We start from the raw sequence: 24,560 nt of genomic DNA, 5'->3' as shown, positions 1-24,560 counted from the left end.
ATTTTCCTGCACAATGGTTACTCTTCACCGCGTCAGCGATGTAGACGAGCTCATATCCAGCGCCGCGAAGGCATTTATTGATGTCATTGCGGCGGCCCAGGCCCCGGGTGGGGGCCTCCACAACGACGGCGTGGCGCGCGTCGTCCTCACGGGAGGCGGTGCAGGTATCGGACTGCTCCGCGAACTCGCGCGCCTGGACCGCGCGGCCAAGGATCAGGGACCTGACTTCCCAGCGCTCGCCGTGGACTGGACGCGAGTGCACGTGTTCTTCGGCGATGAGCGCAACGTGCCGTCCACGGATCCTGACTCCAATGAGGGACAAGCCCGCGAGGCTCTTCTTGGCCCGGTGGGCGTTCCGGAAGACAACATTCACGGCTTCGATCTGGGCGCCATCTCCATGGAGCACGCCGCTCAGGCCTACGAGGGCGAGATTCGCGAGTTCGCACCCGAGGGCTTCGATCTCCACTTGCTGGGCATGGGCCCGGAAGGCCACATCAACTCCATCTTCCCGCACTCTGAAGCGGTGTACGAGACGGAAGATTTCGCGGTCCCCGTCCATGACTCCCCCAAGCCGCCGGCAGAGCGCGTGACGCTGACCTACCCGGCCGTCAATCGCTCCCAGCGCGTGTGGCTCTTGGTCTCAGGCGAGCAGAAGGCAGAGGCCGCAGCCCAGCTGGTGGCCGGCGCTGCTGCCGAGGACTGGCCTGCCGCAGGAGCTCACGGCACCGAGGAGACCGTCCTCTTCCTCACCGACGACGCCGCCGAGGAGCTCTAAGCTACTCCCCCCTCGGCCGAGTTTCCTCCACGCATAGCGAAGGCCCCGCCTCTGGCCTCCTGGATTTCCAGGAAGCGTCAGGGCGGGGCTTTGCGCTACCGTCTGCACAGAGCGCTGTGCGCTCTGGCTTAGCGGCTTAGCCGCTAAATGCCTGCAGCAGGTTCAGCGCGATGATGCACGCCAGCCAGATGATCACCATAACAACGGTGTAGCGGTCCAAGTTCTTTTCCACGACAGTGGAACCAGAAAGATTGGACTGCACGCCGCCACCGAAGAGGCTGGACAGACCGCCGCCCTTGCCCTTGTGCAGAAGCACGAAGATGGTCATAAGGATTGCGGCAATCACCAAGATGATTTCCAGTGCCAAGATCATGAATAGGTTCCTTGTTTACACGTTGTGACCGGGATTGTGCGCCCGCGGCCGAGAATACCCGGCCGGCGCAAGACATTGTTCGATAATACACCATAAAGCGGGACGGAAACCATTCCGACCCGCTGTGGTGCGTGAGGGAAACTCATTTGAGTTTCGCCCTCAGCGCGCTAGCTACTGAGCGACGGTTGCGGCGTTAGCAGCCAGCTTGGCAAAGTCGTCGCCCTTAAGGGAGGCGCCGCCAACGAGGCCACCGTCGACGTCCGGCTTGCCCACGATCTCAGCCACGGAGTCAACCTTGACGGAGCCGCCGTACAGAATGCGGATGCCCTCTGCAACGTCGTCGCCGGCGAGCTCACGAACGAGCTCGCGGATTGCGGCGCAGACTTCCTGAGCGTCATCAGCGGAAGCGACCTTGCCCGTACCGATTGCCCAGACCGGCTCGTAGGCGATAACGGTCTTGGACAGCTGCTCAGCGTCCAGGCCCTCGAGGGAGTTGCGGGTCTGGGTGACCACGTAGTCAACGTGGGTGCCCTTCTCGCGCACGTCGAGCGGCTCGCCGACGCAGACGATCGGGCTGATGCCGTGGGACAGCGCGGCGGCTGCCTTCTCGGCTACGAGCTTGTCGGTCTCGCCGTGGTACTGACGGCGCTCGGAGTGGCCCACCACTGCCCAGGAGCAGCCCAGTGCTTCCAGCATGGAGCCGGAAACTTCGCCGGTGTAGGCACCGGACTCGTGCTTGGAGATGTCCTGGGAGCCGTAGGTGAACTGCAGCTTGTCGCCCTCGACCAAGGTCTGGACGGTGCGGATATCCGTGAACGGAACCATGAAGGCCACGTCGACCTTCTCGTAGTACTCCTTGGGCAGGGAGAAGTCGAACTTCTGCAGGGAGCTGATTGCTTCCTTGTGGTCGAGGTTCATCTTCCAGTTACCAGCAATAAGCGGGGTACGTGCCATGATATGCCTTTCTAGAGGTGTCTAAAGGGAGGACCGGTGTGGGGGCGGCTTAGGCCTCGAGGACCTTCACGCCCGGCAGCTCCTTGCCCTCAAGGAACTCGAGGGAAGCGCCGCCACCGGTGGAGATGTGGCTGAAGCCGTTCTCATCCAGGCCGAGCAGGCGGACGGAAGCAGCGGAGTCGCCGCCGCCGACGACGGTGAAGGAACCGTTCTTAGCGGTGGCGTCGATGATGGCCTGTGCCACGCCGACGGTGCCCTTGGAGAAGGCCTCCATCTCGAACACGCCCATCGGGCCGTTCCAGAAGACGGTCTTGGAGGTAGCGATGACCTCGTCGAACTTCTTCACGGACTCCGGTCCGACGTCGAGGGACTGCCAGCCCTCCGGGATGCCGTCGAGCGGGACAACCTTGTTCTCGGCGTTAGCATCGAAGTCAGTGGCAGCAACGAGGTCAACCGGCAGGACGATCTTGTCGCCGAAGCGCTCAAGCAGGTCCTTGCAGTTGTCGATCTGGTCCTCCTGGAGCAGGGACTTCTGAACGTTGTAGCCCTTGGCTGCCAGCAGGGTGTAGCACATGCCGCCACCGATGATGACCTTGTCAGCCTTGCCAGCCAGCGCCTCGATGACGCCGAGCTTGTCAGATACCTTGGCGCCGCCGAGGACGACGACGTACGGGTGCTCCGGCTTCTCAGCCACGGCAGCCAGGGTCTCAACTTCCTTCTGGACGAGCTTGCCGGCGTAGGCGGGCAGGCGCTTGGCAACGTCGTACACGGAAGCCTGTGCGCGGTGGACCACGCCGAAGCCGTCAGAGACGAAAGCGCCGTTGTCGGCAGCCAGGCCGACGAGCTCGTCGGCGAAGGCTCCGCGCTCGGCCTCGTCCTTGGAGGTCTCACGAGCGTCGAAGCGGACATTCTCCAGCAGGAGGACGTCGCCGTCGTTCAGGCCGTTAGCGCGCTCGTGTGCGTCCTCACCGGACACATCGCCGGCCAGGGCGACGAACTGCCCCAAGGCCTCGGAAAGCGCCTCAGCGACCGGAGCCAGGGAGTACTTCGGGTTGACTTCGCCCTTCGGGCGGCCCAGGTGTGCGGACAGGATGACCTTTGCGCCACCCTCGATCAGCGCCTTGATGGTCGGCAGCGAGGCGGTGATACGACCGGAGTCGGTGATGTTGCCCTCATCGTCCAGCGGGACGTTTAAGTCGGAACGGACAAGGACGTGACGGCCGGTAACGCCCTCAGCGAGCAGGTCGTCCAGAGTCTTGAAAGCCATAGTGATTCTCCTTAAGGGAAGTGATTGACTAACTAAAATCGTACGTATTTTTCCGCGCGCACGAGCGCAGATAGACGACAACCGGCCCAGCGCACGCCACGAAGGTTGAGGGCGTGGCGCATGGGCCGGTGTATCACAGAGTGCCTACAGCTTTAGAGCTTGGAAGCAACCAGAGCGGTGGTGCGGACGAGCTGGTTGGTGTAGCCCCACTCGTTGTCGTACCAGCCGAGAACCTTGACCAGGTTGCCGTTGGAGACCTTGGTCATGCCGGCATCGAAGATGCAGCCGTGCGGGTCGGTGATGATGTCGGTGGAGACGATCGGGTCCTCGGTGTAGCCCAGGGTCTCGCCGAACTCGCCGGTAGCCGCTTCCTTGATGGCAGCGTTGATCTCCTCGACGGTAACCTCGCGGGAAGCCTCGAAGGTCAGGTCGGTGGCGGAACCGGTGATGGTCGGAACGCGCATTGCGTAGCCGTCCAGCTTGCCCTCGAGCTCCGGCAGAACCAGGGCGACAGCCTTAGCAGCACCGGTGGAGGTCGGAACCATGTTCACGGCTGCGGCGCGGGCGCGGCGCAGGTCGCGGTGCGGAGCGTCCTGCAGGCGCTGGTCACCGGTGTAGGAGTGAACGGTGGTCATGAGGCCCTTCTCAATGCCGAACTTGTCGTTGAGGACCTTGGCCATCGGAGCCAGGCAGTTGGTGGTGCAGGAAGCAGCGGAGATGACGTTGTGCTTCTCCGGATCGTACTGGTCGGAGTTGACACCGTAGACGAAGGTGCCGTCGACGTTCTTGCCCGGTGCGGAGATGATGACCTTCTTGGCGCCAGCCTCGATGTGAGCCTTAGCAGCCTCACCGTCGGTGAAGAAGCCGGTGGACTCGATGACCAGGTCAACGTTATGCTCGGACCACTTCAGGTTCTTCGGGTCACGCTCTGCGGAGACAGCGATGCGGTGACCGTTGACGGTGATGGACTCCTCATCGTGCTCGATGGTGCCGTCGAAGCGGCCCAGCACGGAGTCATACTTAAGCAGGTTGGCGAGCGTGCCGTTGTCGGTCAGGTCGTTGACAGCAACAACCTCGAGGTCGTTGTTGCCCTGTGCAACTGCACGGAAGAAGTTACGGCCGATGCGGCCAAAGCCGTTGATGCCTACGCGAATGGTCACTGTAATGTCTCCTCAAATAATCGAGTGAAGTTCAATGTGGGGACTTCCGAGACGTTGCCTCTCAGCAGTGCGTTGGAGCTAGTAAATCTAGCCTCTTAAGCCCTGCCGGTCCTGTGGCGGACTCGGTGGTTTTCCCAACACGGCCGATACTACCCACCAATTCTCACTCTCGCAGTCTCCGTTTGCGCCCGATTGTTTGGCACTCGCAGACAAAGCAAAAGAGGCGTACACTAGATGAGCACCTTATGGCTTTCAGGGGAGTTTCCTCACACATACCTGCAGTTATGCCCGTTCATGTGGGATCATGTTGCCTGGGGTGGGATATGTCACGCGAGCAAAAACGAATGAAGCCACCCGGACATAAATTCAGGGTGGCATAGATCCGCGTGAGTTCCTCGTGAATTTCTTTCGAGGTCTTCGGGGCAGTTATCAGGGGTATCGGGCACTAGGTGATGCCCGCCGGGCCCTTAAGATTCGTCGAAAAGCTCCTCGGTAACAGCCTCCGTGGTATCCGGGACTCCCAGTTCCTTGGCCCGCTTATCCGCCATCGAGAGTAGGCGGCGGATGCGGCCCGCCACGGCATCCTTGGTCATCGGCGGGTCCGCCAGTCGCCCCAGCTCTTCCAGGGAGGCCTCGCGGTGCTGCACGCGCAGGCGTCCTGCATCTGCCAGGTGCTCCGGAACCTCATCACCCAGAATGACCATCGCGCGCTCAACGCGGGCGGCGGCGGTCACCGCAGCACGTGCGGAGCGGCGCAGGTTGGCGTCATCAAAGTTGTCTAGGCGCCGGGACGTATCGTGCGCTTCCCTTGCAATGCGCTTCTTCTCCCACGTCAAGCGGGTTTCTTGGGCGCCCATGCGGGTCAAAAGTGCCCCGATAGCCTCGCCATCGCGCACCACAACGCGGTCGGCGCCGCGGGTTTCCTTCGTCTTGGCGGACACGCCCAAGCGGCGCGCGCACCCAACCAAGGCTAGGGCGGCCTCCTGACAGGGGCAGGTGACCTCCAAGGCAGAGGAACGGCCCGGTTCAGTCAACGAGCCCTGCGCCAGAAAGGCCCCGCGCCACGCGGCTTCGTTGTCCGCGACGGAACCGGAAATCACCTGGGGCGGCAGCCCCACCACGGGGTGGCCGGAGCGGGTGACCAGGCCCAGACGCCGCGTGAGCTCCTTCGCGCCGTCAGTGATGCGCACCTGTATGCGGTTCTTCTTCGCCGAGGCAGCGGGGCCTGCCAAGTGCGTCGTGGCGGCGATGCCGTACAGGTCATCCAGGGTAGCTACCAATCGGTCTGCCACCCGCTTAGAGGCCAACTCGACGTCGTAGCTGACCTGCTCACCGTGGAGCTGCAGCTCGCCGGCAAAGCGGAGGATGGCTGCGGCCTCCGCCGCCCGCGCGGACTGGCGTGGGACGGATACCGCCGAAAGTTCCTCCTTGACCTGATCGGTCAATGACGCAGACACCTCGTGCCTCCCCTTTCCTTAGGACGTACAGTCAAAAATAGGCGCTGGGATACCGGCGCCGGTGCTCACTTACCGCCCCGCGCGGCCGCTTTAAGGGTGACAGCAGCTCGCCAGGGGCGGCACAATGTCCCACAGTTTATCGTGCTCACTGTGGCCCCGCTTGCACGCGGGGTGCGCTACTCGCGGGACACCGCCGCCGCGTGATGCGCGGTTGCCCCTTCTGTCAGGCTTTTTCCGCGCGGTATTCCGCGTATAGCTCGTTGAATACCTGGGCAAGCTTATCTGGGCAGTGCTTGTTCAGCGGGCGGCCATCATCATCGACTTGGCACACATCCCGGAACACCGCTGTAGCTCCGAGCACGCTGGCGGCGCGCTGCACGAATGCCCGCTCCGAGGAATTGGGCAGCGCCGAGCCGTCCACGATCACCTTGTCCACGCGCAGGCTCGGCGCGTGTTGGGCCAGCACATGGAGGTGGCGCTCGGCGGAAAAGCCGTGCGTCTCCCCCGGTTCCGCGGACAGGTTAAGCACGACGATGCGCAGGGCATCCGACGAGGTGATGGCCTCCACGACTTGCGGCACCAACACGTGTGGGAGCACCGAGCTAAACCAGGAGCCGGGGCCGAGGGTGATCATGTCGGCGTCGCGCAGCGCGGCCAGCGCCACCGGGTTCGCGTCCGGCTTCTCCGGAAGGATGCGCACGCGGCGCACCTGCCCCACTGTCGACGCCACGGCGACCTGGCCGCGGACCGAGCGCATGATCCGTGGATCGTCGTCAAGCCCGGCCACCTCCGCCTCAATATCGAGGGGGTGACTCACTGACGGCACCACCCGGCCGGCGGACTCCGTGAGTTCCGCCACGGCGTCCAGCGCGTCCTGGAAGTCCCCCAGCACGTCGCTCAGGCCAGCAATCAGCAAGTTGCCCACTGCATGCCCAGCCATCGCGCCATTGCCTTTGAAGCGGTGCTGCAGGGTCTGCGCCCACAGCTGGCCGTTATCGGAATCGCTGGACAGCGCCGCCAGCGCCATGCGCAGGTCTCCCGGCGGGATGATCTCCAGCTCGCGGCGCAGCCGCCCGGAGGAGCCGCCATCATCGGCGACGGTGACGATCGCGGAAATGGCTTCCGCGTCCGTCTGCCGCGCGGCGAGAAGAGTTTGGTACAGGCCGTGGCCGCCGCCAAGGCTGGCCATATGTGCAGGAGGTGTGGTCACTGAGTGCTGGCTTTCCGGATACTACGAACTTTTGAGAAACTGTGAGAAGAAAAGTATAGACAGGAATCTAGTCGCGGGAGAAGTCCCTGTGCAAGGTGCTCACGTCTAGGTCGCCACGCTGACGCAGGCGCCGCGCCAATTCCTCGGCCACAGCCACCGAGCGGTGATGCCCGCCTGTGCACCCCACGCCGACGGTGATGAAGTTCTTCCCTTCGTGGCGGTAGCCGGTGAGCATGGAGTCAAACATCTCCAGGAAGTGCTCAATGAAGGCCTGGGCCGCATCCTGGGACAGCACGTAGTCCGCCACGGGCTCATCCGTGCCGCGGTAGCCCCGCAGCTCCGGGATCCAGTACGGGTTCGGCAGGAAGCGCACGTCCACTACTAAGTCGGCATCTCGCGGGGAACCGTGCTTGAAGCCGAAGGATTCTAGCGTGACGTGCTGGCGCTCGTGACCGATCTCACCGAAGGCGGCCTCCATGGCCCGACGCAGATCGTGGACGGACAAATTGGTCGTATCAATGATGATGTCTGCCCGGTCCCGGATGGCCTGCACCGCCGCGCGCTCGCGCTGAATGCCCGCCTTAAGGGTCTCCCCCTCCTGCAGCGGGTGGGTGCGCCGCACCGAATCGAAGCGGCGAATCAGGACGTCATCGCGCGCGTCCAAGAAGAGCAGGGTGGGCTTCATGTTGAGCTGCTCCAGCTCATCCAGGGTCTCCGCGAGCGAGCCGGGGAACATGCGTGATCGCACGTCCGTGACAGCAGCGATCTTGGCCACTGGTGAATCCTCACGCGCACACAGCTTGAGCAGGTCCACGATGGCCTTGGGCGGAATGTTGTGGGCCACGTAGTAGCCCTTGTCCTCCAGTACCTTGGCGGCCGAGGTCAGGCCGCCGCCTGACATGCCGGTCACCAGAATGGGCGGCGAATCAAACGGCGAATCTTCAAACGTCATGGGCTCCATTCTTACCACCGATCCTGAAATGCGGGTGAGAATTTGCCGCAACCGCCCTCTGATGTTCGGCAGTTTCCGGGGCGTTAGGAGCCCTGCAGGTGCTCGTACACGGTCTGTGCGAGCTTCGGCCCAAAGCCCTTCACCGCGGCGATCTCCTCCACGGAGGCGGCCTTCAGCTTCTTCACCGAGCCGAAGTGCTTGACCAGGTCTGTGCGCCGCTGTGGGCCGAGCCCGGGTACGGAATCCAGCACCGAGCTGCGCATGCGCTTGGAGCGCTGCTGACGGTGGTAGGTAATCGCCACGCGGTGCGCCTCGTCGCGCAAATGCTGAAGCAGGAACAGGGCCTGGGAGTTGCGCGGGAGGATCACCGGTTCGTCGTCGCCCGGCACCCACACCTCTTCTAGGCGCTTAGCCAGACCAATCAGCGTGACGTCCACGATGCCCAGCTCGTCGAAGACCTGTTGGGCCGCGGCCACCTGCGGGGCACCGCCGTCCACGATGAACAGCTGCGGTGGATAGGAGCTCTGCTTCGTCTGGCTGGCGGCTTCCTCGCGGACCATTTCCTCGGCGAAGGTGGTGTTTTCCAGCTCCTCGTCCGGCACCGCGCGCTTGTCCTCGTGGTGATGCTTGAAGCGGCGGCGGGTCACCTCGGCGATGGAGCCGACGTCGTTCGAGTGGCCGTCGCCAGCCGCCTCCTTAATGCGGTAGCGCCGGTAGTCGGACTTGCGCGGCAGCCCGTCCTCAAAAACGACGAGGGAGGCCACCACGTCCGTGCCCTGGATGTGGGAGATATCCGTACATTCGATGCGCAGCGGTGCGGAGTCCATGCCCAGGGCTTCCTGCAGCTCCTGCAGCGCCGCGGAGCGCGCTGTGAGATCTCCCACGCGCTTGAGCTTGTGCTGGCGCAGCTGCTCCTTGGCGTTGCGCTCGACGGTTTCCATCAGCGCCCGCTTGTCGCCGCGCTGCGGCACGCGCAGGTCCACCTGTGCCCCGCGCAGCTCCTCCAGCACCACCTTCACCTGATCTGTTTCTTCCGGCTGCGCTTGCACCAAGATCTCGCGCGGGATGGCATTACCCCGGTGGGACTCCGCGTGAGACTCCTGGTCCACTCCCCGGCGCTCGAGCTTGGCGTCCTCAGCAGCCTCCTGGCGCTGCCGCTCGACGGCATCGGAATAGAACTGGATGAGGAAGTTCTGGATAAGCGCCGGCAGCCCCGGGTCCGGCTGGCCCTCCTCAATCGGCTCCGTGGTGGCTTGGTCGCCGGAGCGTTCCACCACCCAGCCGCGCTGTCCGCGGATGCGCCCGGAGCGCACGTGAAAGATTTGCACGGCGGCCTCCAGCTCATCGGAGCTGAACGCAATGAGGTCGGCGTCGGTGCCGTCTGAGAGCACCACCGCCTGCTGCTCCATGAGCTTGTCAATCGCGCCCAGATCGTCGCGCAGGCGAGCGGCCAGCTCGAACTCGAGGTTCTCTGCGGCCTCCTCCATTCGCTGGGTCAGGCGCTTGCGCACCGGGCCGGTATTGCCGTTCATGAAGCTCAGCAGCTGGTTCACCGTCTCGCGGTGCTCCTCGGCGCTGACCCGGCCGATGCAGGGCGCGTCGCACTTTCCGATGTATCCCAGCAAGCAGGGCCGGCCCAACCGCTCGTGGCGGTTGTACACGCCTTTGGCGCAGGTGCGCATGGGGAAGACGCGGGTAAGCAGATCGAGGGACTCGCGCACGGCCCACGCATGCGAATAGGGACCAAAGTAGCGCACCCCCTTGCGCCGCGGCCCGCGGTAGAAGAATGCGCGGGGAATTGCCTCCCCCACGGATACCGCGAGCATGGGGTAAGTCTTGTCGTCGCGGTACATGACGTTGAACCGCGGGTCGAAGCGCTTGATCCAGGTGTATTCCAACTGGAGGGCCTCGACCTCGCTGGCCACGACGGTCCACTCCACCGACGCGGCGGTGAGCACCATCTGCCGGGTGCGCGGGTGGAGCTGGGTGATGTCCTGAAAATAGTTGGACAGGCGGGCACGCAGGTTCTTCGCCTTGCCCACGTAGATCACCCGGCGGTTCTCGTCGCGGAACTTGTACACGCCCGGGTCGGTAGGAATGCTTCCCGGTGCCGGGCGGTAGGTGGTGGGATCCGCCACTAGTCGTCCTGCGGCATGTAGCGTGCCTCGAGCTCGCGGAAGGCGCGAACCTTCGAGATGACCTCACCCTTGTCGCCGGACTGGAGCGCCCAGACCGGGACGTATTCGAAGTCTGGGAGCTCGATGCGCGCCATACGCGAGCCCTCCGGGAACGACAGGCCATAAATGACTTGCCACGGGTAGAAACGCGTGCCGACGATGTTGCGCACCTCTACCCCGTCGCTATTAGCGCGCACGCGGGGCCGGGTCAGGGCGAACCAGGACAAGATGGAGATGATGACGCCCACGCCGGGGAAGGCGAACTTGTCGATGGTAGTCACCGTGGCGCCGGTAAAGGACAGGCCTACGGTAAAGCCCATGAACAGGTGCGCGGCCATGACCACAACAATCCAGATGATGGCCACCTTGCGCAAGAAGGGAGAGGTGGCCTCGAACTCCCACGGCTTGGAGCTCGTCATGGCAAACGGGTCGGCGCTGGTGTAGGCCAGCATCTGCTCGTCGCTCACCTTCCGGGTGGAGGGCTTGTGTGGGTCCGTCATCTCGTCCTGCATCTCCCCTGCGTCTCCTCGATTCACTTCCGTGCGGCTACTCTGCGCGCGATCCGTCTAGTGTACGCAACGTGTGCACGGTTTCTAAAGCGGCGACCATGGCCTCAGCGCCCTTATCCTCCTCGGATTGCGGGAAGCCGGCGCGGTCCACCGCCTGCTCATAGTCATTGACGGTAAGCACGCCGTTGGCCACTGGAGTGGACTCGTCGAGGGCGATGCGGGTAAGCCCCTGCGTAACCGAGTCACACACGTAGTCGAAGTGCGGTGTACCACCTCGCACCACGCAGCCGAGTGCCACCACGGCGTCATGCGTTCGGGCGGCCGCCTGCACCACGACGGGCAGCTCCAGCGCACCGACGACGCGCAGCGGGGTCACCTCCGCGCCCGCCTCCCGGGCGGTGGCCAGGGCGCGACTATGCAGCTGATCGCAGATCTCTGCGTTCCACGTCGCGGTGACCACGGCGACGCGGATGCCGCTGCCGTCGACTCCATCCAGTGCGGGAAGTCCTTCTTTGCTCATTGCGTGCTCCTTCTCGGCGTTATCTAGGAGTGTTCTTCGTCCCAGTGTGCCACTTGGGGCAAATCGTGGCCCATGCGGTCGCGCTTGGCCCGCAGGTAGTTAATGTTTTCCGCGGTAGCCGGCGTGGCCAACGGGGTGCGGGCGGTGGCATCGATGCCGAATCCCTGCAGGCCGGAACCCTTGTGCGGGTTGTTGGTCAGCAGGTTCACGGACTTCACCCCCAGGTCACGCAGGATCTGCCCGGCCGCCGAGTATTCGCGCGCGTCTTCCGGGAGCCCCTGTTCCACGTTGGCATCGACGGTATCGAGCCCGCCATCTTGGAGGCTGTATGCCTTGAGCTTGTTCACCAGCCCAATGCCCCGGCCCTCCTGACCGCGCAGGTAGATGACAATGCCGCGGCCGGCCTCTTGGACAGCGAGCAGAGATTCCTGCAGCTGGGGGCCGCAATCGCAGCGCTGTGAGCCAAAGACGTCACCGGTGAGGCATTCGGAGTGCACGCGCACGAGGACATCCTCGGCCCCGGCGTAGCTCTCCACGTCACCCACGACGAGGGCGACATGCTCGTGCTTGTCGACGTCTCCCCGGTACCCCACCGCGCGAAACTCGCCGTACTCGGTGGGCAGGCGGGTTTCCACCTGGCGGGAAACCTGTTGCTCGTGGTGGCGGCGCCATTCAATGAGCTGCTCGATGGAGATCATGCTCAACCCGTGGGTATCGGCAAAGCGGCGCAGCTCCGGCGATCGCGCCATGTCCGTGGGGTCCTCTTCGGAGACGATCTCACAGAGCACGCCTGCCGGGCGCAGCCCGGCTAGGCGGGCAAGGTCAATGGCCGCCTCCGTGTGGCCGTCGCGCTCCAGCACGCCGTTGGGGCGCGCCGCGAGCGGGACCACGTGGCCGGGGCGGGTGAAGTCAGCCGGGCTCGACGACGCGTTCGCCAGCGCGCGGATGGTAGCGCACCGCGAGGTCGCCGAAATGCCGGTGGAGCCGTTCGCCAGATCCACGGTGACCGTGTAGGCGGTGTGGCGGACGTCCTGGTTCACCGCCATCATCGGCGGCAGGTTCAGGCGCGTGCAATCCTCCGGCAGGAGTGGCGCGCAGATGTAGCCCGAGCTGTAGCGGACCATAAACGCCACGAGTTCCGGGGTCGCCAACTCGGCGGCAAAGATGAGGTCTCCCTCGTTTTCGCGGTCCTCGTTATCGACGACCACGACTGCTTTGCCGACAGCGATATCAGCAATAGCCTGCTCGACGCTATCTAAAGCAACAGTTGAATGTGCGGCGCTCATAGGGACTTACTCTATCCCTCCTGCGGCTCCGCGGTGACGTCGGGGTGAAGCATCTTCTCGACGTACTTGGCCACCACGTCTACCTCGAGGTTTACCACTGCCCCGGGCTCCAAGGAACCAAATACGGTATCCCGCAGCGTCGTCGGGATGAGCGACACCTCGAAGTAGTCCTCCCCCAGCGCGGCGACGGTCAAGGACGTGCCCTGCACCGTGATGGAGCCCTTCTCCACGACGTAGCGGCCCAGCTGCTGTGGCAGGCTAAAGCGCAGCACGTCCCAGTGCTCCGATGGGGTACGCGTCAGAAGCGTGGCCGTCGCGTCGACGTGGCCCTGGACAATGTGCCCGCCCAGTCGGGTGGTGGGCAGCAGCGCGCGCTCCAGGTTGACAACGTCGCCCACCTGCAGCTGGCCCAGCGCGCTGCGGTTGAGGGATTCCTGCATGACGTCGGCAGTAAAGGCGTTCTCCCCCAACTCCGCCACGGTCAGGCACACGCCGTTGACAGCAATCGAGTCACCCAGCTGCGCGTCCCCCAGCACCGTCGTGGCTGCGATGCTCAGCCGCACCGCGTCGCCCTGCGGCTGGAGCTCTTCCACGCGGCCTACTTCTTCTACAAGTCCGGTAAACATTGCGTCCTTTCTCATCAATCCTGCACGTAAATACAGCGCTCTCACTTGGCCACTATTCTGGCCCCTTTTTTCGGCCTCTAGTTGCCTCGGCACCGCTGGTACTCCACCAGCACGTCGTCGCCGAGGCCCACCACGGTGCGCCGCCGCCACCGCGGCGCCTGGGCCAGGGTCGGCGCTAACGTGGCTGCGAGCGAACGATCGAGAACGCCCCGGCCGTCGCCGACGAGTACGTTGCCGACGTAGGCCTGAATCCAGTCCACGTCGCCCTGCTCAAGCATGCTGCCGGCCAGGCCCGCACCACCCTCAACGAGCACGTCACGAGCACCGCTGGCATACAACTCGTGCAGGGCCTCAGCGGGCGTGGCGTACTGCTCAAAACCAAGGCGCGCGAGGTTGGGCATGGCGGACACATCGCGGCTGCCGATGACCACGCGGCGGGGTTGGTGCGCCCGCAGCGTGGCGTCCGGATAGCGCGCGGTGAGCGAGGGGTTATCCGCTAGAGCGGTGCCGGTACCGATGAGGATGGCGTCGCGCCGCGCCCGATCCTCGTGCACGTGCTCGCGCGCCTGCGGTCCGGTTATCCACTGGCTGGTGCCGTCGACCGCGGTGGTAAAACCATCAATGCTCTGGGCAAATTTGAGGGTGACGTGGGGGCGTCCGAGCTCCACCGCGGTCAGCCACGGGACCAGACAATCGGCGGTGTTCGCTGGAGCCTCAAGCTGGCCCACCGTGACCCCGGCCTGAGCCAAGGTGGCGGAGCCGCCGCCCGCCTGCGGCGTCGGGTCCGGGTGGAGGTAGTACACCGCCGCGACGCCCGCGGCGATGAGCGCCTGCGCACACGGCCCCGTGCGCCCGGTATGGTTGCACGGCTCCAAGGTGACCACCGCCGTACCACCCCGGGCCCGGCTGCCGGCTGCTTGCAGCGCCATCACTTCCGCGTGCGGCCCGCCGGGCGGCTGCGTAGCGCCGACCCCTGCCACAATGCCAGCGGGCTCTAGGATCACTGCCCCCACCGGCGGGTTCGGGCTCGTGGTGCCGGCGACGCTGCGGCCGGCCTCCATGGCGCGCTCCAAGGCCGCGCGAAGGGACCCCGCGGGCGCGGGTGCTGCCGTACCCACTAGAGGGTGGCTTCCTGGCGCAGTTCCTCCACCGCCGCGGCCTTATCGTCCTGCTTGTAGATGGCAGAGCCCGCCACAAAGGCGTCGCACCCGGCCTCCGCCGCCTGGCGGATAGTGTCGCGGGAAATTCCGCCGTCGATCTCGATAGTCATATCCAGACCGCGCTGGTCAATGGCTGCACGCAGAGCGCGGACCTTGTCCAGCTGGGCCGGCATGAAGCTCTGCCCGCCGAATCCGGGCTCGACGGACATCACGAGGACCTCGTCGAAGTGCTCGAGCACATCCAGCCACGGCTCGATGGGGGTGCCGGGCTTGATGGAGAATCCCGCCCGCACGCCCAGGTCTCGGATGGTGCGCGCCAGCGCCACGGCGGCCTCTTGGCTCTCAACGGCTTCGACGTGAAAAATGATGCAGTCCGCACCGGCCTTGGCATAGGTCTCTACCCACTTCTCCGGTTCCTGGATCATCAGGTGCACGTCGAGCGGCTGCGCGGTGAGGCCATCGACTGCCGCGGTGATGTCCGGACCGAAGGACAGGTTGGGCACGAAGTGACCATCCATGATGTCGACGTGGATCCAGTCCGCGTTGGCGACAGCGCGCACCTCTTCACCCAGCTGGGTGAAGTCGGCGGCCAAAATGGACGGGGAAATGATCGGTGCAGACGTGGCAGACATGCCTACGATCCTAGTCACCCTTAACGCTTCGGCGCAGCACTGCAAAGAACATCGCGTCCGTGCCGTGGCGGTGCGGCCACAGCTGGGCGCTGAGCTCGTGGCCGACGTTGCCCATATCCGGCAAGAAGTCGCGCGCGTTAAGCTCCTCAATCTGGAACTCGGCGCCGTCGCCGTGTGCGGACAGGGCCGCCTCCACGATGCCACGGGTCTCCCGCAGATCCGGCGAGCAGGTGGAGTAGACCACCACTCCGCCGGGCCGCACCAGGTTCAAAGCGGAGTCCAACAGCTCTGCCTGCAAGGCAGTGAGGTCGGTGATGTCACCCTCCGACTTGCGCCACCGGGCCTCCGGACGCCGGCGTAGGGCGCCGAGGCCGGAACAGGGGGCGTCGACAAGCACGCGATCAAGACCCGGCTCGAGGCCGGGCCGGCGACCGTCGGCAGTGTGCACCGTGACGGGGAGATCCCGGACCGTTTTCTCAATGAGGCGGGCGCGGTGCTGCGAGACCTCCACGGCATCGACGTGAGCATCCTCAATGCGCGCAATAGCCCCCATGAGAGCGGCCTTGCCGCCCGGACCGGCGCAGAGGTCGAGCCAGCGCCCGGAGTCGTCGCCTTCGACTGGAGCCTCCGTCACCGCGCGGGCAATGAGCTGGCTGCCTTCGTCCTGCACGGCGGCCAACCCCTGGCGCACAGGCTCCAAGGAACCGGGATCCCCGTGTTCCAGATAGACCGCGTAGGGCGAATAGCGCCCCTCCTCGCAGCCGGTGATCAGCGCCAGCTCCTCGGCGGAAATCTCGCCCGGGCGCGCCACGAGGTGCACGATGGGACGCTGCGAGTCGGCGTCCAGGGCCGCCTCAAGTTCGGTAGCGGCGTCCGTTCCCAGCGCTTGCTCGAAGGAGCGCGCAATCCACTCCGGGTGCGCGTGCCGGAAGGCCAGCGCGGCCAAGTCGCCCTGCGGGCTGAGGCGCTCCAGCCACTCGTGGGCCGGGGTACGCGTGATGGTGCGCATGATGCCATTGGCAAAGCCCTTGGCCTTGTCGTGGCCAGAGGCTTCAACCAAGCGAACAGTGGTATCCACCGCCGCGTGCGCTTCAACGCGGGTGTAGAGGACCTGATAGGTGCCCAGGCGCAGGGCCGTGAGTACCTCCGGCGCCATGGCGTCCAAGCCGCGCGAGGCGCACTCAGCGATGATCGCGTCAAGCACACCCTCGGTGCGCAAGGTGCCGTAGGTCAGCTCGGTGGCAAACGCGGCGTCCCGCCCGCTCACCTTGTTCTCGCTCAAGGCCTTAGGCAGCGTGAGGTTGGCAAAGGCGTCGTCCGCGTCCACGCGACGCAGTACGTCAAAGACCACCGCGCGGGCAAGGTCGACGCCAGCGCTTCGCGCCGCGGCCGGGAAGGACCCGGACCTGCGCTGGTGGTCGGTGCCACGACCGCGTCCGCGCTGGCTCGAACCGCGCGGGGACCCACCGCGTCGCTGGTTGCCGCCACGCTGTTGTCCACCGCGTTGCTGTCCACGGCGCTGTTGGCCTCCGCGCTGCTCATTGTTCGGCTGGTCGCCGGACTTGCTGCGAGATCTAAACCCTCCGCTCACGAGAACACCACCTCATCGTCGTTAGTTCCGGCACTGAGTCCGCGGCCCCAGTCGGCCGCATTCATCATCTTCTTTCCGGGCGGCTGGATTCTGTTCAGCCGGACCGCGCCGCTGCCGGTGCCCACGACAACGTCCTTCTTGCTAACACGGACAGCGCCAGGGCGCAGGGTCTCCGCTTCATCGTCGAGCAGGCTCACAGGCCCCACCTTGAGGCGCGACTCCCCCAGCATCGTCCACGCGCCTGGGCCCGGGGTGTGGGCGCGAATGTGGCGGTCTACCTCCGCGGCCGGACGCGTCCAGTCAATGCGCGCGTCCGCGGTGGCAATCTTGTGTGCGTACGTTGCCTCGCCCTCCTGCGGCTGCGGCGTGATGCTGCCCTCTTCGAGGCCATCCATGGTCTCCACCAGTAGTTCTCCGCCCGCATACGCCAGCCGGGTGAGCAGATCATCAGCAGTATCCGTGGGCTGGATTGCCTCCTCCATCGTCGCCAGAATGTCGCCGGTGTCGAGGCCCTTGTCAATGCGGAAGGTGGTGGCACCAGTGAGCTCATCGCCCGCAGCAATGGAAGCCTGCACCGGCGCGGCGCCGCGCCAGGCGGGGAGCAAGGAGAAATGCAGGTTAACCCATCCGTGCGCCGGAGTGTCCAGTAGATCCTCAGTAATGAGGTTGCCGTAGGCCACGACCGGGATTGCCTCGGGCGCCAACTCCGCCAGGCGGGCGCGCAAGGCCTCGCCGTCTTCCGTCCCCGGCTTAAGCGTTGTGGGGGTGAGTACCTCGATACCGTGCTCCAGTGCCAGCGCCTTCACGGGGCTGGGGTGAAGCGTCCGGCCGCGGCCCTTGCGGGCATCGGGGCGGGTAATGACGGCGACAACCTCGTGGCGGGAAGCGATAAGCTTCTCCAACGCCACGACGGCGGGCTCAGGAGTTCCGGCAAAGATGATGCGCACGGTGTGAAGTTCCCTTTCTTCTCGCGCTGTGGGTAAGTGGTGGGGTTCTGCTTAGCTGGCGGTGAGCACTGGCAGTCCTGGCAGTCTAAGCCTTCTGGGCGGCGAACCAACTGGACTGGCGGATGTCTTTCATCGCCTCTTTGCGGCGCTCGGGGCTAAGGCGCTGCAGGAAGAGGATTCCATCCAGGTGATCCGTTTCGTGCTGAACGCAACGCGACATCAGCCCGGAGGCCACCAGGGCGACGGGCCGACCATAGACGTCCATGCCGCGCACCCGCACGGTGGAAAAGCGTTCGGTGGGCAGCGAAATGTCCGGGATGGACAGGCAGCCCTCGGTGCCGAGCTCGGTCTCCTCCCCGATTGCCTCCCACACCGGGTTCACAATGGCCCCGCGCAGCCCATGCTGATAGTGCGAGCAATCGAAGACAAAGATGCGCTGCGTGAGACCAATCTGGTTGGCAGCCAGGCCAACGCCACCTGCATGCTCCATGGTCTCCAGCATGTCCTGGGCTAGGCGCTCGAGTGCTGGCCCGAATTCGGTTACCTCGTCGGCACGGGTGTTCAGGACGGGGTCGCCGTACAAGCGAACCTCGCGAACTGTCATAGGGGAATTCTCCACTTCCTTTGTCTAGGGGCCGGGAAAGCCCTTTGGCTCGCACCGACCCCACGCCGTTGATGAATCCGAGAATAGTTCACCACTGACCACCCGTGCTGAGCCGGGGTAGCTGGCTGCGGGCGCTCCACCTATCCGATGTTGATCGGATCCACGGCAATGCGCAGCGGAAGCACGTCCTTGCGGGCGCTGCGCAGGGCGTTAGCAGTCCGTAGAGCACTGCCCAACTCCGCGCGCGGCCCCAGGGGCGTGCGGATCAGGAGCCGTTGCGGCTCACCGCCGCGCTCACGGTCGTAGTCCCCGGGAAGACTCACCCCGGGCGGCAGCGGCACCGGACCGAGAAGCTCCGCATGCTCGGGCAGCTCCGCCAGCTCCAGGAAGGAGTCCAGGGACGCGTCGACTCCGTCGATGGCTGCCATGTGCACCGCCGGTGGAAAGCGCACCTCTCGCCGCGCTGTCAGCTCCGCGGAAGCAGCGCCCACCATGTCCCAGTTCGCCAGGTAGTTGACCACCGGCAGCTCCTCGTCCGCAGCGATGATCACTACCCCGCCGTCAGCGGCCGGGCACACGAGAGTCGCCGCGGCCGCCCACTTGGCCAACGCGTCCTCGGTAGCGCGCAGATCCTCCGGCCCAACAAGGCGCCCGTCTCCACGAGCAGGGCCGCACCGTAGTGTCCGCCTCCCTCTACCCGGGGTTCCGCGCCGGGAGTCGCAATAACCAGGGCGGGTCCCAGCGCTATTTCATCCACCACCTTGGAGCCGCCTGATTGGATGACCCGCGTCTGTGGGAACGCGCGGCCTAATTCCTCCGCTGTGCGCTCCGAGCCCAGCACAATGGCGCGCAGGCGCGGCGAGCCGCAGTCCGGGCAGCGGTAGTGCGCGTCCACGCGGCCGCACCACCGGCACGTCGGCAGCGAGGCCGCAGGCGCCCCGCTTTCCGCCGCCGCGGGCAGCCCCAGCGGTCCATTGCAGTGACGGCAGCGCGCCGGGGCTGAGCACTGTCCGCATGCCAGAATCGGGGCATATCCCTTGCGCGGTACCTGAACCAAGACAGGCTCGCCGCGGCCCAAGGCGGCGCGCGTGGCATGGAAGGCGGCGGCGGCCACTGAGGTGGTTCCGCCCTGCATCTGCCTAGTGAGGTTTACGCCAAAGGGGCCTACGGGAACGATGTCCGGCTTGCTCGCCGCGATGGCCTCCGGCGTAGGAACCAAATCGTGGGCCCAGCCGGAGTCCACCAGCAGCTGGGCCTCGGCGGTCCGGGAGTGCCCGGCCACGATGAGGCTGCAGCCCTCCAGTGCCGAGCGGGTGCTTAGCACTTCCCGGGCGTGCACATAGGGCTTCAAGTTATCCACTAGGTTGTCGTCGCCGTCGCCAAGAATGACCGCCAGCTGCAAGTCCTGCACCGGCGCAAAAGCGGCGGAGCGGGTACCGATGACAATGCGCGATTGACCGGTAAGCGCAGACAGGTACCGGCGATACCGAGCCTGCGGCCCAGTGCTGTGCGCCAGCACGGTGATTTGCTTGGCAGAGACGTAACGGCGGAAGGCCGCCTCCAGCTGGTCCAGGTCCCGCTGGTCCGGCACAACGATGAGCACGCCACCGCCCTTGAGCGCTACGCTCGTCCCCAAGCTAGCCAGGGCGTCGGCCCAGTGAGCACCTGGCAGGATCTGCCACGCCGCGCGGGCGATGTGGCCGGCCAGTACCGAGTCAACGAAGGATTGGCCGTGCACGTAGCTGGTCCAGGCGGACAGGTCAGGGTGTTCCGTAGTCCCCAGCTCCTCCCACGGGGTATCAAGGTCCGCCTCTTCCGCCTTAGCGTGCCGGGCAGGAATGGCAGTGCGGATGATGTCGGAGCGCACGCCGCCATAGCGAGCGGCCAGAGACTCCACTAGGGAGGACATGACTGGGGTATAGACCGCGAAGGGCGAAATCACGCGGTCGATGAAACGCAGCGAGCCATCGAAGTCGGAGTCACTTCCCCGCGAGAGCAGAATGGCGTCCACCAGGCGGCCGTTGAAGCGGATACGCACGCGCACGCCCGGCTGCGCGGCGGCCGAATCGTCCTCATCGATGAGGTAATCGAAGGCGCGATCGAGGTGAGAGACCCCTAGTAAGGGCAACACCCGCGCGACCGGTTGGTGGGCGGCGGGTGTCTTCTTGGGCATAGCGCCCGATTCTACAGGCCGGCGGCGCGGCGCAGATCCTCGGCGCGGGACGTGTCCTCCCACGGCAGGTCGACGTCGGTGCGGCCGAAGTGACCGTAGGCCGCGGTGTTGCGGTACAGCGGGCGCAGCAGGTCAAGCTCGCGGATAATGGCGGCCGGGCGCAGATCGAAGACCTGGTCCACGGCGGCCTGAATGGCGGCGTCGCTCAGCCCATCCTTGGCGGTGCCAAAGGTCTCCACGTAGAGACCCACCGGCTTAGCGCGGCCGATGGCGTAGGCCACCTGGACCTCAGCGCGATCTGCCAAGCCGGCAGCCACGATGTTCTTGGCTACCCAGCGCATGGCGTACGCGGCGGAGCGATCCACCTTGCTCGGGTCCTTGCCGGAGAACGCACCGCCGCCATGGCGGGCCATACCGCCGTAGGTATCGACGATGATCTTGCGGCCGGTCAGCCCGGCATCACCCATCGGGCCACCCAGGATGAAGGAGCCGGAGGGGTTGATGAGAAGCTCAGTGTCTTCGGTGTAGTACTTACCCAGGTCGGCGTCGTTGACCACCCATTCCACCACGTGCGCGCGCAGCTGCTCCGCCAGCCACTCCTGCGTGACGTCCGGGTCGTGCTGGGTAGAAATAACGATGGTCTCCAGGCGGGTGGGGACGTCGTTCTCGTCGTAAGCAAAGGTCACCTGCGTCTTGCCATCCGGGCGCAGCGAAGGCACGATGCCCTCCTTGCGTACCTGGGTCAGGCGGCGGGACAGGCGGTGCGCCGTGGAAATCGGCAGCGGCATGAACTCCGGCGTCTCGTTCGTGGCGTAGCCGAACATGAGTCCCTGGTCGCCGGCACCGTACTGATCGTCGTCTTCATACTCGCCGGAGCGGACCTCGGTGGAAGCATCTACGCCAGCGCCGATCTCCTGGGACTGCTCACCGATGGCCACGTTGACGCCACAGGTGTTCCCGTCAAAGCCGACATCGGAGGAAGTAAAGCCAATGTCCACGAGGGTCTTGCGCACCAGCTGTGGAATCTCCACGTAGCCGGAGGTACGGACCTCACCCACCACGTGGACCTGGCCGGTGGTCACGAGGGTTTCGACGGCCACGTGGGCGTTGGGGTCGGCCTCGAGGAGGGCGTCAAGAATGGCGTCCGAAATCGCGTCACAAATCTTATCCGGGTGACCTTCGGTCACGGATTCGCTGGTGAAAAGGCGTACCGCCTGAGCAGCTGTATCAGTCACAAATCTTCCTTAAGCTAGTCGTGCGCGTCGTGGGAAGCGCGAAATGGTGGAGCTGCACCAAACTGCGCCCCACCGGCGCTCATCCCCACGTACTCGGCGTGGTAACAGAAGCCCATCGTAGACCAAGCGGTCTATAACTGCAAGGTCAACTCGGTTCCCGCCAGGATTTCATTCACCGCTTGAAGTATCTGGGCCGCCACGACCTGCTTGGAACCGGGAGCTACCTCCAACGGCTCCGCATCGCGGCGCAGAATCCACCCCGCGCTCGTGGGCTGCCCAAAAACCTTGCCCTCGCCCACCTCGTTGGCCATAAGCAGGTCACAGCCCTTCTTCACAAACTTCTGCTGCGCGTACTCGAGCACGGAGGTCTCAGCGTCCCCAGTCTCGGCGGCAAATCCCACTATCACCGCATCGCGCTTTACCTCACCGCGGTCGCGGCGGGCGACAAGCCCCTTGAGGATGTCCGGGTTCTCCACCAGCTCCAGGTGCGCCAAGTCTGCGTCCGCCTCCCCCTTCTTCATCTTGGACTCCGCTACAGAAGCCGGCCGATAGTCCGCCACGGCGGCGGCCATAATGACCACGTCGGCGCGGGCAGCCGCCGCGTTCATCGCCTCCTCCATGTCCCGCGTGGAGGTCACGCGCACTACGTTAGCCCCGGAGGGACACGGCAGGCCCTCGGTGCTTCCGGCAATGATGGTCACGTTAGCTCCGCGCTGGGCGGCAATCTCTGCCAAGGCAAAGCCCTGCCGCCCCGACGAGCGATTGCCCAGGTAGCGCACCGGGTCGAGGTTCTCCTGTGTGCCACCCGCGGAGACCACCACGTTCTTTCCTTGCCAGTCGAAGGGCACGGAATGTCCAGCGATGACGGTGCGCGCGAATTCCGCAATCTGCCCCGGCTCCGGAAGGCGGCCTGGCCCCGAATCCTTGCCCGTGAGGCGCCCGTGCGCTGGCTCCATGACGGTGACGCCGCGGCGGCGCAGGGTGGCCACGTTGTCCTGGGTAGCCGGATTGAGCCACATTTCCGTGTGCATGGCTGGCACCACGATGACCGGGCACGTCGCCACCAAAACCGAGGCGGTAAGAAGGTCGTCGGCTCGACCCGCGGCAAGCCTGGCCATGAGATCCGCAGTGGCCGGTGCGATAACGATAGCGTCCGCCTGCTGCCCCAGAGCAACGTGCTGAACTTCGTCGACGGCATCGAAGACGGTCGTAGACACCGGCTGGCCCGACAGGGCCTCAAAGGTAGCCGCGCCCACGAAGTTGAGCGCAGACGCAGTGGGCACCACGCGCACCTCGTCGCCGTGCTCCTTGAAGTCACGAATGAGGTGGCAGGCCTTGTAGGCGGCGATGCCGCCGCCCACGCCGACGAGGATGCGGCGCGCCTGGGGCGTAGAGTCTGCCGCGGTGGAGTTGTCTTGAGAATCCTGAGCTTCCTTCACTCGGCCGATACTACCCAAGACATAAAAGAACCCACCGGCACGCCCCGAAACGGGGTGCGGGTGGGTTCCGTGCGCGGCACGCTGTGCCCCGAAGGCAAGGCTTAGTTGCCTTCCTCGTGGTCCAGCAGGCCGGCGTCAATTTCACGCAGAGCGATGGACAGCGGCTTCTCGCCGGCCTCCGGGGTCACCAGCGGCCCGACGAACTCGAAGACGCCCTCGTCCTGTTCCTGGTAGTAGCTGTTGATCTGGCGCGCGCGCTTCGCGGCGAAGATCACCAGTGCGTACTTGGAGGAGACCTTACCAAGCAGCTCGTCAATCGGCGGATCAGTAATACCGGTCGGCGGATCGAAGACGGGCTCCGGCTTGGTGGCCTCAGAATTAGCAGGTGTGGTCACGTTAGTCACATGCACCTTTACTGTTGGTAGATGGTCAAAATCTTGGTCTATCCACGCAGGATAGCACTAATGGCAGCTACGGCCTCATCGAGATCTTCATTGACCACGACGTGGTCGAACTCCTTTTGTGCGGCGAGCTCAGTCTCCGCGGTGTGCAGCCTGCGATCGATGACATCCTGGGGCTCGGTGCCGCGCCCGGTGAGGCGCTCCACGAGCACGTCCCACGACGGTGGGGCAAGAAACACGGTTTCTGCCTCCGGCATCGCGGCTTTGACGTTGCGAGCGCCCGCCAGATCAACCTCCACCAACACCGGGCGGCCTTCCTCCATCGCCCGGACTACCGGCTGCGCCGGCGTTCCCGAACGCTGCAGGCCGCCGTGGATATCTGCCCATTCGAGCATGTCCCCGGCGTCGATGTGCTCCTGGAATGCTTCCGGAGTGACGAAGAAGTAATCGACCCCGTCGCGCTCGCCAGGACGGGGTTGACGCGTCGTCATAGAGACGCTGAAGTACAGGTTGTCGACATCGTCGCGCAGGCGCGAAACCACGGTGGACTTGCCCACCGCGGACGGCCCGGCCAGTACGACCAGGCGCCCGCGTGCAGTTTCGTCAGCCATTGCGCTGTTTACTCGCCGTAGCCGAAGCGCTCGAGCAGGGCGCGACGCTGGCGGTCACCCAGACCGCGCAGACGGCGGGTCTGTGCAATCTCCAGGTCCTCCATGATTTCCTTGGCCTTGACCTTGCCCACCTTCGGCAGGGCCTCGAGGAGTGCGGAGACCTTGGTCTTACCGATGATCTCATCGGTCTCAGCCTTCTCCAGAACGTCCTGCAGGTTGGTCTCGCCGCGCTTCAGCGCAGCCTTGAGCTCAGCACGAGCCTTGCGGGCCTCAGCGGCCTTTGCGAGAGCTTCCTTGCGCTGCTCATCAGTCAACTTGGGAAGGGCCACGGGTTTCCTCCGATTTCATTAGTCTGAACAATATCGTCTGATGGCTGGCACCAGATCCTCGGTCCTGCGCGGGGGCTATTCCCCCAGCGCGGAACAGCTTTCTGCCGTCCCAGCGAACCGACTTCTGGCAATCCTAGCACTGGTCTGTGCGCGGTGACGCAATCCGGGTCTG

23 protein-coding genes and 1 pseudogene are annotated in these 24,560 nt (G+C 65.1%); 1 reads left to right on the top strand and 23 read right to left on the bottom strand.

Annotation, left to right across the window (positions count from 1 at the left end; translation table 11 throughout):
* The first annotated feature begins 13 nt into the window (after positions 1-13).
* Positions 14-775: a 6-phosphogluconolactonase gene (pgl, locus tag ACLI1P_RS06370; RefSeq protein ID WP_408930484.1), complete on the top strand. Its 762-nt coding sequence runs from the start codon at positions 14-16 to the stop codon at positions 773-775.
* Positions 776-911: 136 nt separating this feature from the next.
* Here pgl and secG read toward each other — a convergent pair whose 3' ends face one another.
* From secG to mihF, 23 genes and pseudogenes are all read right to left on the bottom strand, one after another.
* Positions 912-1,148: a preprotein translocase subunit SecG gene (secG, locus tag ACLI1P_RS06365; protein WP_296131751.1), complete on the bottom strand. Its 237-nt coding sequence runs from the start codon at positions 1,146-1,148 to the stop codon at positions 912-914.
* Between the two features lie 171 nt (positions 1,149-1,319).
* Positions 1,320-2,102 carry a triose-phosphate isomerase gene (gene tpiA / locus ACLI1P_RS06360; RefSeq protein WP_296131754.1) on the bottom strand — a complete coding sequence of 261 codons (783 nt, stop codon included), beginning with the start codon at positions 2,100-2,102 and terminating at the stop codon, positions 1,320-1,322.
* 49 nt (positions 2,103-2,151) lie between these two features.
* Entirely contained in the window at positions 2,152-3,369 is a 1,218-nt protein-coding gene (locus ACLI1P_RS06355) for a phosphoglycerate kinase (protein WP_411709675.1), read from the bottom strand.
* Between the two features lie 152 nt (positions 3,370-3,521).
* Positions 3,522-4,529 (bottom strand): type I glyceraldehyde-3-phosphate dehydrogenase, encoded by a 1,008-nt coding sequence (gap, locus tag ACLI1P_RS06350; RefSeq protein ID WP_296131760.1) that lies wholly within the window; start codon positions 4,527-4,529, stop codon positions 3,522-3,524.
* Positions 4,530-4,996: 467 nt separating this feature from the next.
* On the bottom strand, positions 4,997-5,986 hold the full coding sequence (gene whiA / locus ACLI1P_RS06345) for a DNA-binding protein WhiA (protein ID WP_296131763.1): 990 nt from the start codon (positions 5,984-5,986) through the stop codon (positions 4,997-4,999).
* A 223-nt stretch (positions 5,987-6,209) separates the two neighbouring features.
* Positions 6,210-7,175 carry a uridine diphosphate-N-acetylglucosamine-binding protein YvcK gene (locus ACLI1P_RS06340; RefSeq protein WP_296131765.1) on the bottom strand — a complete coding sequence of 322 codons (966 nt, stop codon included), beginning with the start codon at positions 7,173-7,175 and terminating at the stop codon, positions 6,210-6,212.
* A gap of 88 nt (positions 7,176-7,263) precedes the next feature.
* The gene (gene rapZ, locus ACLI1P_RS06335) at positions 7,264-8,148 is read right to left on the bottom strand and encodes an RNase adapter RapZ (RefSeq protein ID WP_296131766.1); all 885 of its coding nucleotides are present in this window, start codon (positions 8,146-8,148) and stop codon (positions 7,264-7,266) included.
* A gap of 83 nt (positions 8,149-8,231) precedes the next feature.
* A complete protein-coding gene (uvrC, locus tag ACLI1P_RS06330) occupies positions 8,232-10,286 on the bottom strand; it encodes an excinuclease ABC subunit UvrC (protein ID WP_296131768.1) in 2,055 nt (684 codons plus the stop codon).
* Complete coding sequence (locus ACLI1P_RS06325; RefSeq protein ID WP_408930966.1) at positions 10,286-10,825, bottom strand: PH domain-containing protein; 540 nt, start codon at positions 10,823-10,825, stop codon at positions 10,286-10,288. Before ACLI1P_RS06325 ends, uvrC begins: the two co-directional genes overlap by 1 nt.
* A gap of 46 nt (positions 10,826-10,871) precedes the next feature.
* Complete coding sequence (gene ribH, locus ACLI1P_RS06320; RefSeq protein WP_296131770.1) at positions 10,872-11,354, bottom strand: 6,7-dimethyl-8-ribityllumazine synthase; 483 nt, start codon at positions 11,352-11,354, stop codon at positions 10,872-10,874.
* A 23-nt stretch (positions 11,355-11,377) separates the two neighbouring features.
* Positions 11,378-12,640, bottom strand: coding sequence for a bifunctional 3,4-dihydroxy-2-butanone-4-phosphate synthase/GTP cyclohydrolase II (locus tag ACLI1P_RS06315; protein WP_411709674.1), 1,263 nt, complete (start codon positions 12,638-12,640; stop codon positions 11,378-11,380).
* An 11-nt stretch (positions 12,641-12,651) separates the two neighbouring features.
* The gene (locus ACLI1P_RS06310; protein WP_296131773.1) at positions 12,652-13,266 is read right to left on the bottom strand and encodes a riboflavin synthase; all 615 of its coding nucleotides are present in this window, start codon (positions 13,264-13,266) and stop codon (positions 12,652-12,654) included.
* 77 nt (positions 13,267-13,343) lie between these two features.
* Positions 13,344-14,327 (bottom strand): bifunctional diaminohydroxyphosphoribosylaminopyrimidine deaminase/5-amino-6-(5-phosphoribosylamino)uracil reductase RibD, encoded by a 984-nt coding sequence (gene ribD, locus ACLI1P_RS06305; protein ID WP_296131820.1) that lies wholly within the window; start codon positions 14,325-14,327, stop codon positions 13,344-13,346.
* Positions 14,328-14,383: 56 nt separating this feature from the next.
* Entirely contained in the window at positions 14,384-15,058 is a 675-nt protein-coding gene (gene rpe, locus ACLI1P_RS06300; RefSeq protein WP_411709673.1) for a ribulose-phosphate 3-epimerase, read from the bottom strand.
* Positions 15,059-15,068: 10 nt separating this feature from the next.
* The gene (locus ACLI1P_RS06295) at positions 15,069-16,649 is read right to left on the bottom strand and encodes an RsmB/NOP family class I SAM-dependent RNA methyltransferase (protein ID WP_411709672.1); all 1,581 of its coding nucleotides are present in this window, start codon (positions 16,647-16,649) and stop codon (positions 15,069-15,071) included.
* Positions 16,646-17,596: a methionyl-tRNA formyltransferase gene (fmt, locus tag ACLI1P_RS06290; RefSeq protein ID WP_411709671.1), complete on the bottom strand. Its 951-nt coding sequence runs from the start codon at positions 17,594-17,596 to the stop codon at positions 16,646-16,648. Before fmt ends, ACLI1P_RS06295 begins: the two co-directional genes overlap by 4 nt.
* 85 nt (positions 17,597-17,681) lie before the next feature.
* A complete protein-coding gene (gene def, locus ACLI1P_RS06285; protein ID WP_411709670.1) occupies positions 17,682-18,200 on the bottom strand; it encodes a peptide deformylase in 519 nt (172 codons plus the stop codon).
* Between the two features lie 140 nt (positions 18,201-18,340).
* Positions 18,341-20,373: pseudogene (locus ACLI1P_RS06280) on the bottom strand (primosomal protein N').
* An 11-nt stretch (positions 20,374-20,384) separates the two neighbouring features.
* Complete coding sequence (metK, locus tag ACLI1P_RS06275; protein WP_411709669.1) at positions 20,385-21,608, bottom strand: methionine adenosyltransferase; 1,224 nt, start codon at positions 21,606-21,608, stop codon at positions 20,385-20,387.
* 131 nt (positions 21,609-21,739) lie between these two features.
* Positions 21,740-22,981 carry a bifunctional phosphopantothenoylcysteine decarboxylase/phosphopantothenate--cysteine ligase CoaBC gene (gene coaBC / locus ACLI1P_RS06270; protein ID WP_296131823.1) on the bottom strand — a complete coding sequence of 414 codons (1,242 nt, stop codon included), beginning with the start codon at positions 22,979-22,981 and terminating at the stop codon, positions 21,740-21,742.
* Positions 22,982-23,148: 167 nt separating this feature from the next.
* Positions 23,149-23,451 (bottom strand): DNA-directed RNA polymerase subunit omega, encoded by a 303-nt coding sequence (gene rpoZ, locus ACLI1P_RS06265; RefSeq protein ID WP_296131796.1) that lies wholly within the window; start codon positions 23,449-23,451, stop codon positions 23,149-23,151.
* A 38-nt stretch (positions 23,452-23,489) separates the two neighbouring features.
* Entirely contained in the window at positions 23,490-24,059 is a 570-nt protein-coding gene (gmk, locus tag ACLI1P_RS06260; protein ID WP_296131800.1) for a guanylate kinase, read from the bottom strand.
* A gap of 8 nt (positions 24,060-24,067) precedes the next feature.
* The gene (gene mihF / locus ACLI1P_RS06255) at positions 24,068-24,388 is read right to left on the bottom strand and encodes an integration host factor, actinobacterial type (protein ID WP_039675208.1); all 321 of its coding nucleotides are present in this window, start codon (positions 24,386-24,388) and stop codon (positions 24,068-24,070) included.
* Positions 24,389-24,560 lie beyond the last annotated feature (172 nt).

This window comes from Corynebacterium tardum, from assembly GCF_046717785.1.
GTDB lineage: Bacteria > Actinomycetota > Actinomycetes > Mycobacteriales > Mycobacteriaceae > Corynebacterium.
The sequence above is the reverse complement of the archived record's forward strand: the minus strand, read 5'-3'. Positions and strand labels throughout refer to the sequence as shown.

What these genes read in the sequence shown, in the direction of transcription:
- pgl (WP_408930484.1), top strand. Translation starts at nt 14, where the DNA reads ATGGTTACTCTTCACCGCGTCAGCGATGTAGACGAGCTCATATCCAGC.
- secG (WP_296131751.1), bottom strand. Translation starts at nt 1,148, where the DNA reads ATGATCTTGGCACTGGAAATCATCTTGGTGATTGCCGCAATCCTTATG.
- tpiA (WP_296131754.1), bottom strand. Translation starts at nt 2,102, where the DNA reads ATGGCACGTACCCCGCTTATTGCTGGTAACTGGAAGATGAACCTCGAC.
- ACLI1P_RS06355 (WP_411709675.1), bottom strand. Translation starts at nt 3,369, where the DNA reads ATGGCTTTCAAGACTCTGGACGACCTGCTCGCTGAGGGCGTTACCGGC.
- ACLI1P_RS06340 (WP_296131765.1), bottom strand. Translation starts at nt 7,175, where the DNA reads ATGGCCAGCCTTGGCGGCGGCCACGGCCTGTACCAAACTCTTCTCGCC.
- rapZ (WP_296131766.1), bottom strand. Translation starts at nt 8,148, where the DNA reads ATGACGTTTGAAGATTCGCCGTTTGATTCGCCGCCCATTCTGGTGACC.
- ACLI1P_RS06325 (WP_408930966.1), bottom strand. Translation starts at nt 10,825, where the DNA reads ATGACGGACCCACACAAGCCCTCCACCCGGAAGGTGAGCGACGAGCAG.
- ribH (WP_296131770.1), bottom strand. Translation starts at nt 11,354, where the DNA reads ATGAGCAAAGAAGGACTTCCCGCACTGGATGGAGTCGACGGCAGCGGC.
- ACLI1P_RS06315 (WP_411709674.1), bottom strand. Translation starts at nt 12,640, where the DNA reads ATGAGCGCCGCACATTCAACTGTTGCTTTAGATAGCGTCGAGCAGGCT.
- ACLI1P_RS06310 (WP_296131773.1), bottom strand. Translation starts at nt 13,266, where the DNA reads ATGTTTACCGGACTTGTAGAAGAAGTAGGCCGCGTGGAAGAGCTCCAG.
- ribD (WP_296131820.1), bottom strand. Translation starts at nt 14,327, where the DNA reads ATGGAGGCCGGCCGCAGCGTCGCCGGCACCACGAGCCCGAACCCGCCG.
- rpe (WP_411709673.1), bottom strand. Translation starts at nt 15,058, where the DNA reads ATGTCTGCCACGTCTGCACCGATCATTTCCCCGTCCATTTTGGCCGCC.
- def (WP_411709670.1), bottom strand. Translation starts at nt 18,200, where the DNA reads ATGACAGTTCGCGAGGTTCGCTTGTACGGCGACCCCGTCCTGAACACC.
- gmk (WP_296131800.1), bottom strand. Translation starts at nt 24,059, where the DNA reads ATGGCTGACGAAACTGCACGCGGGCGCCTGGTCGTACTGGCCGGGCCG.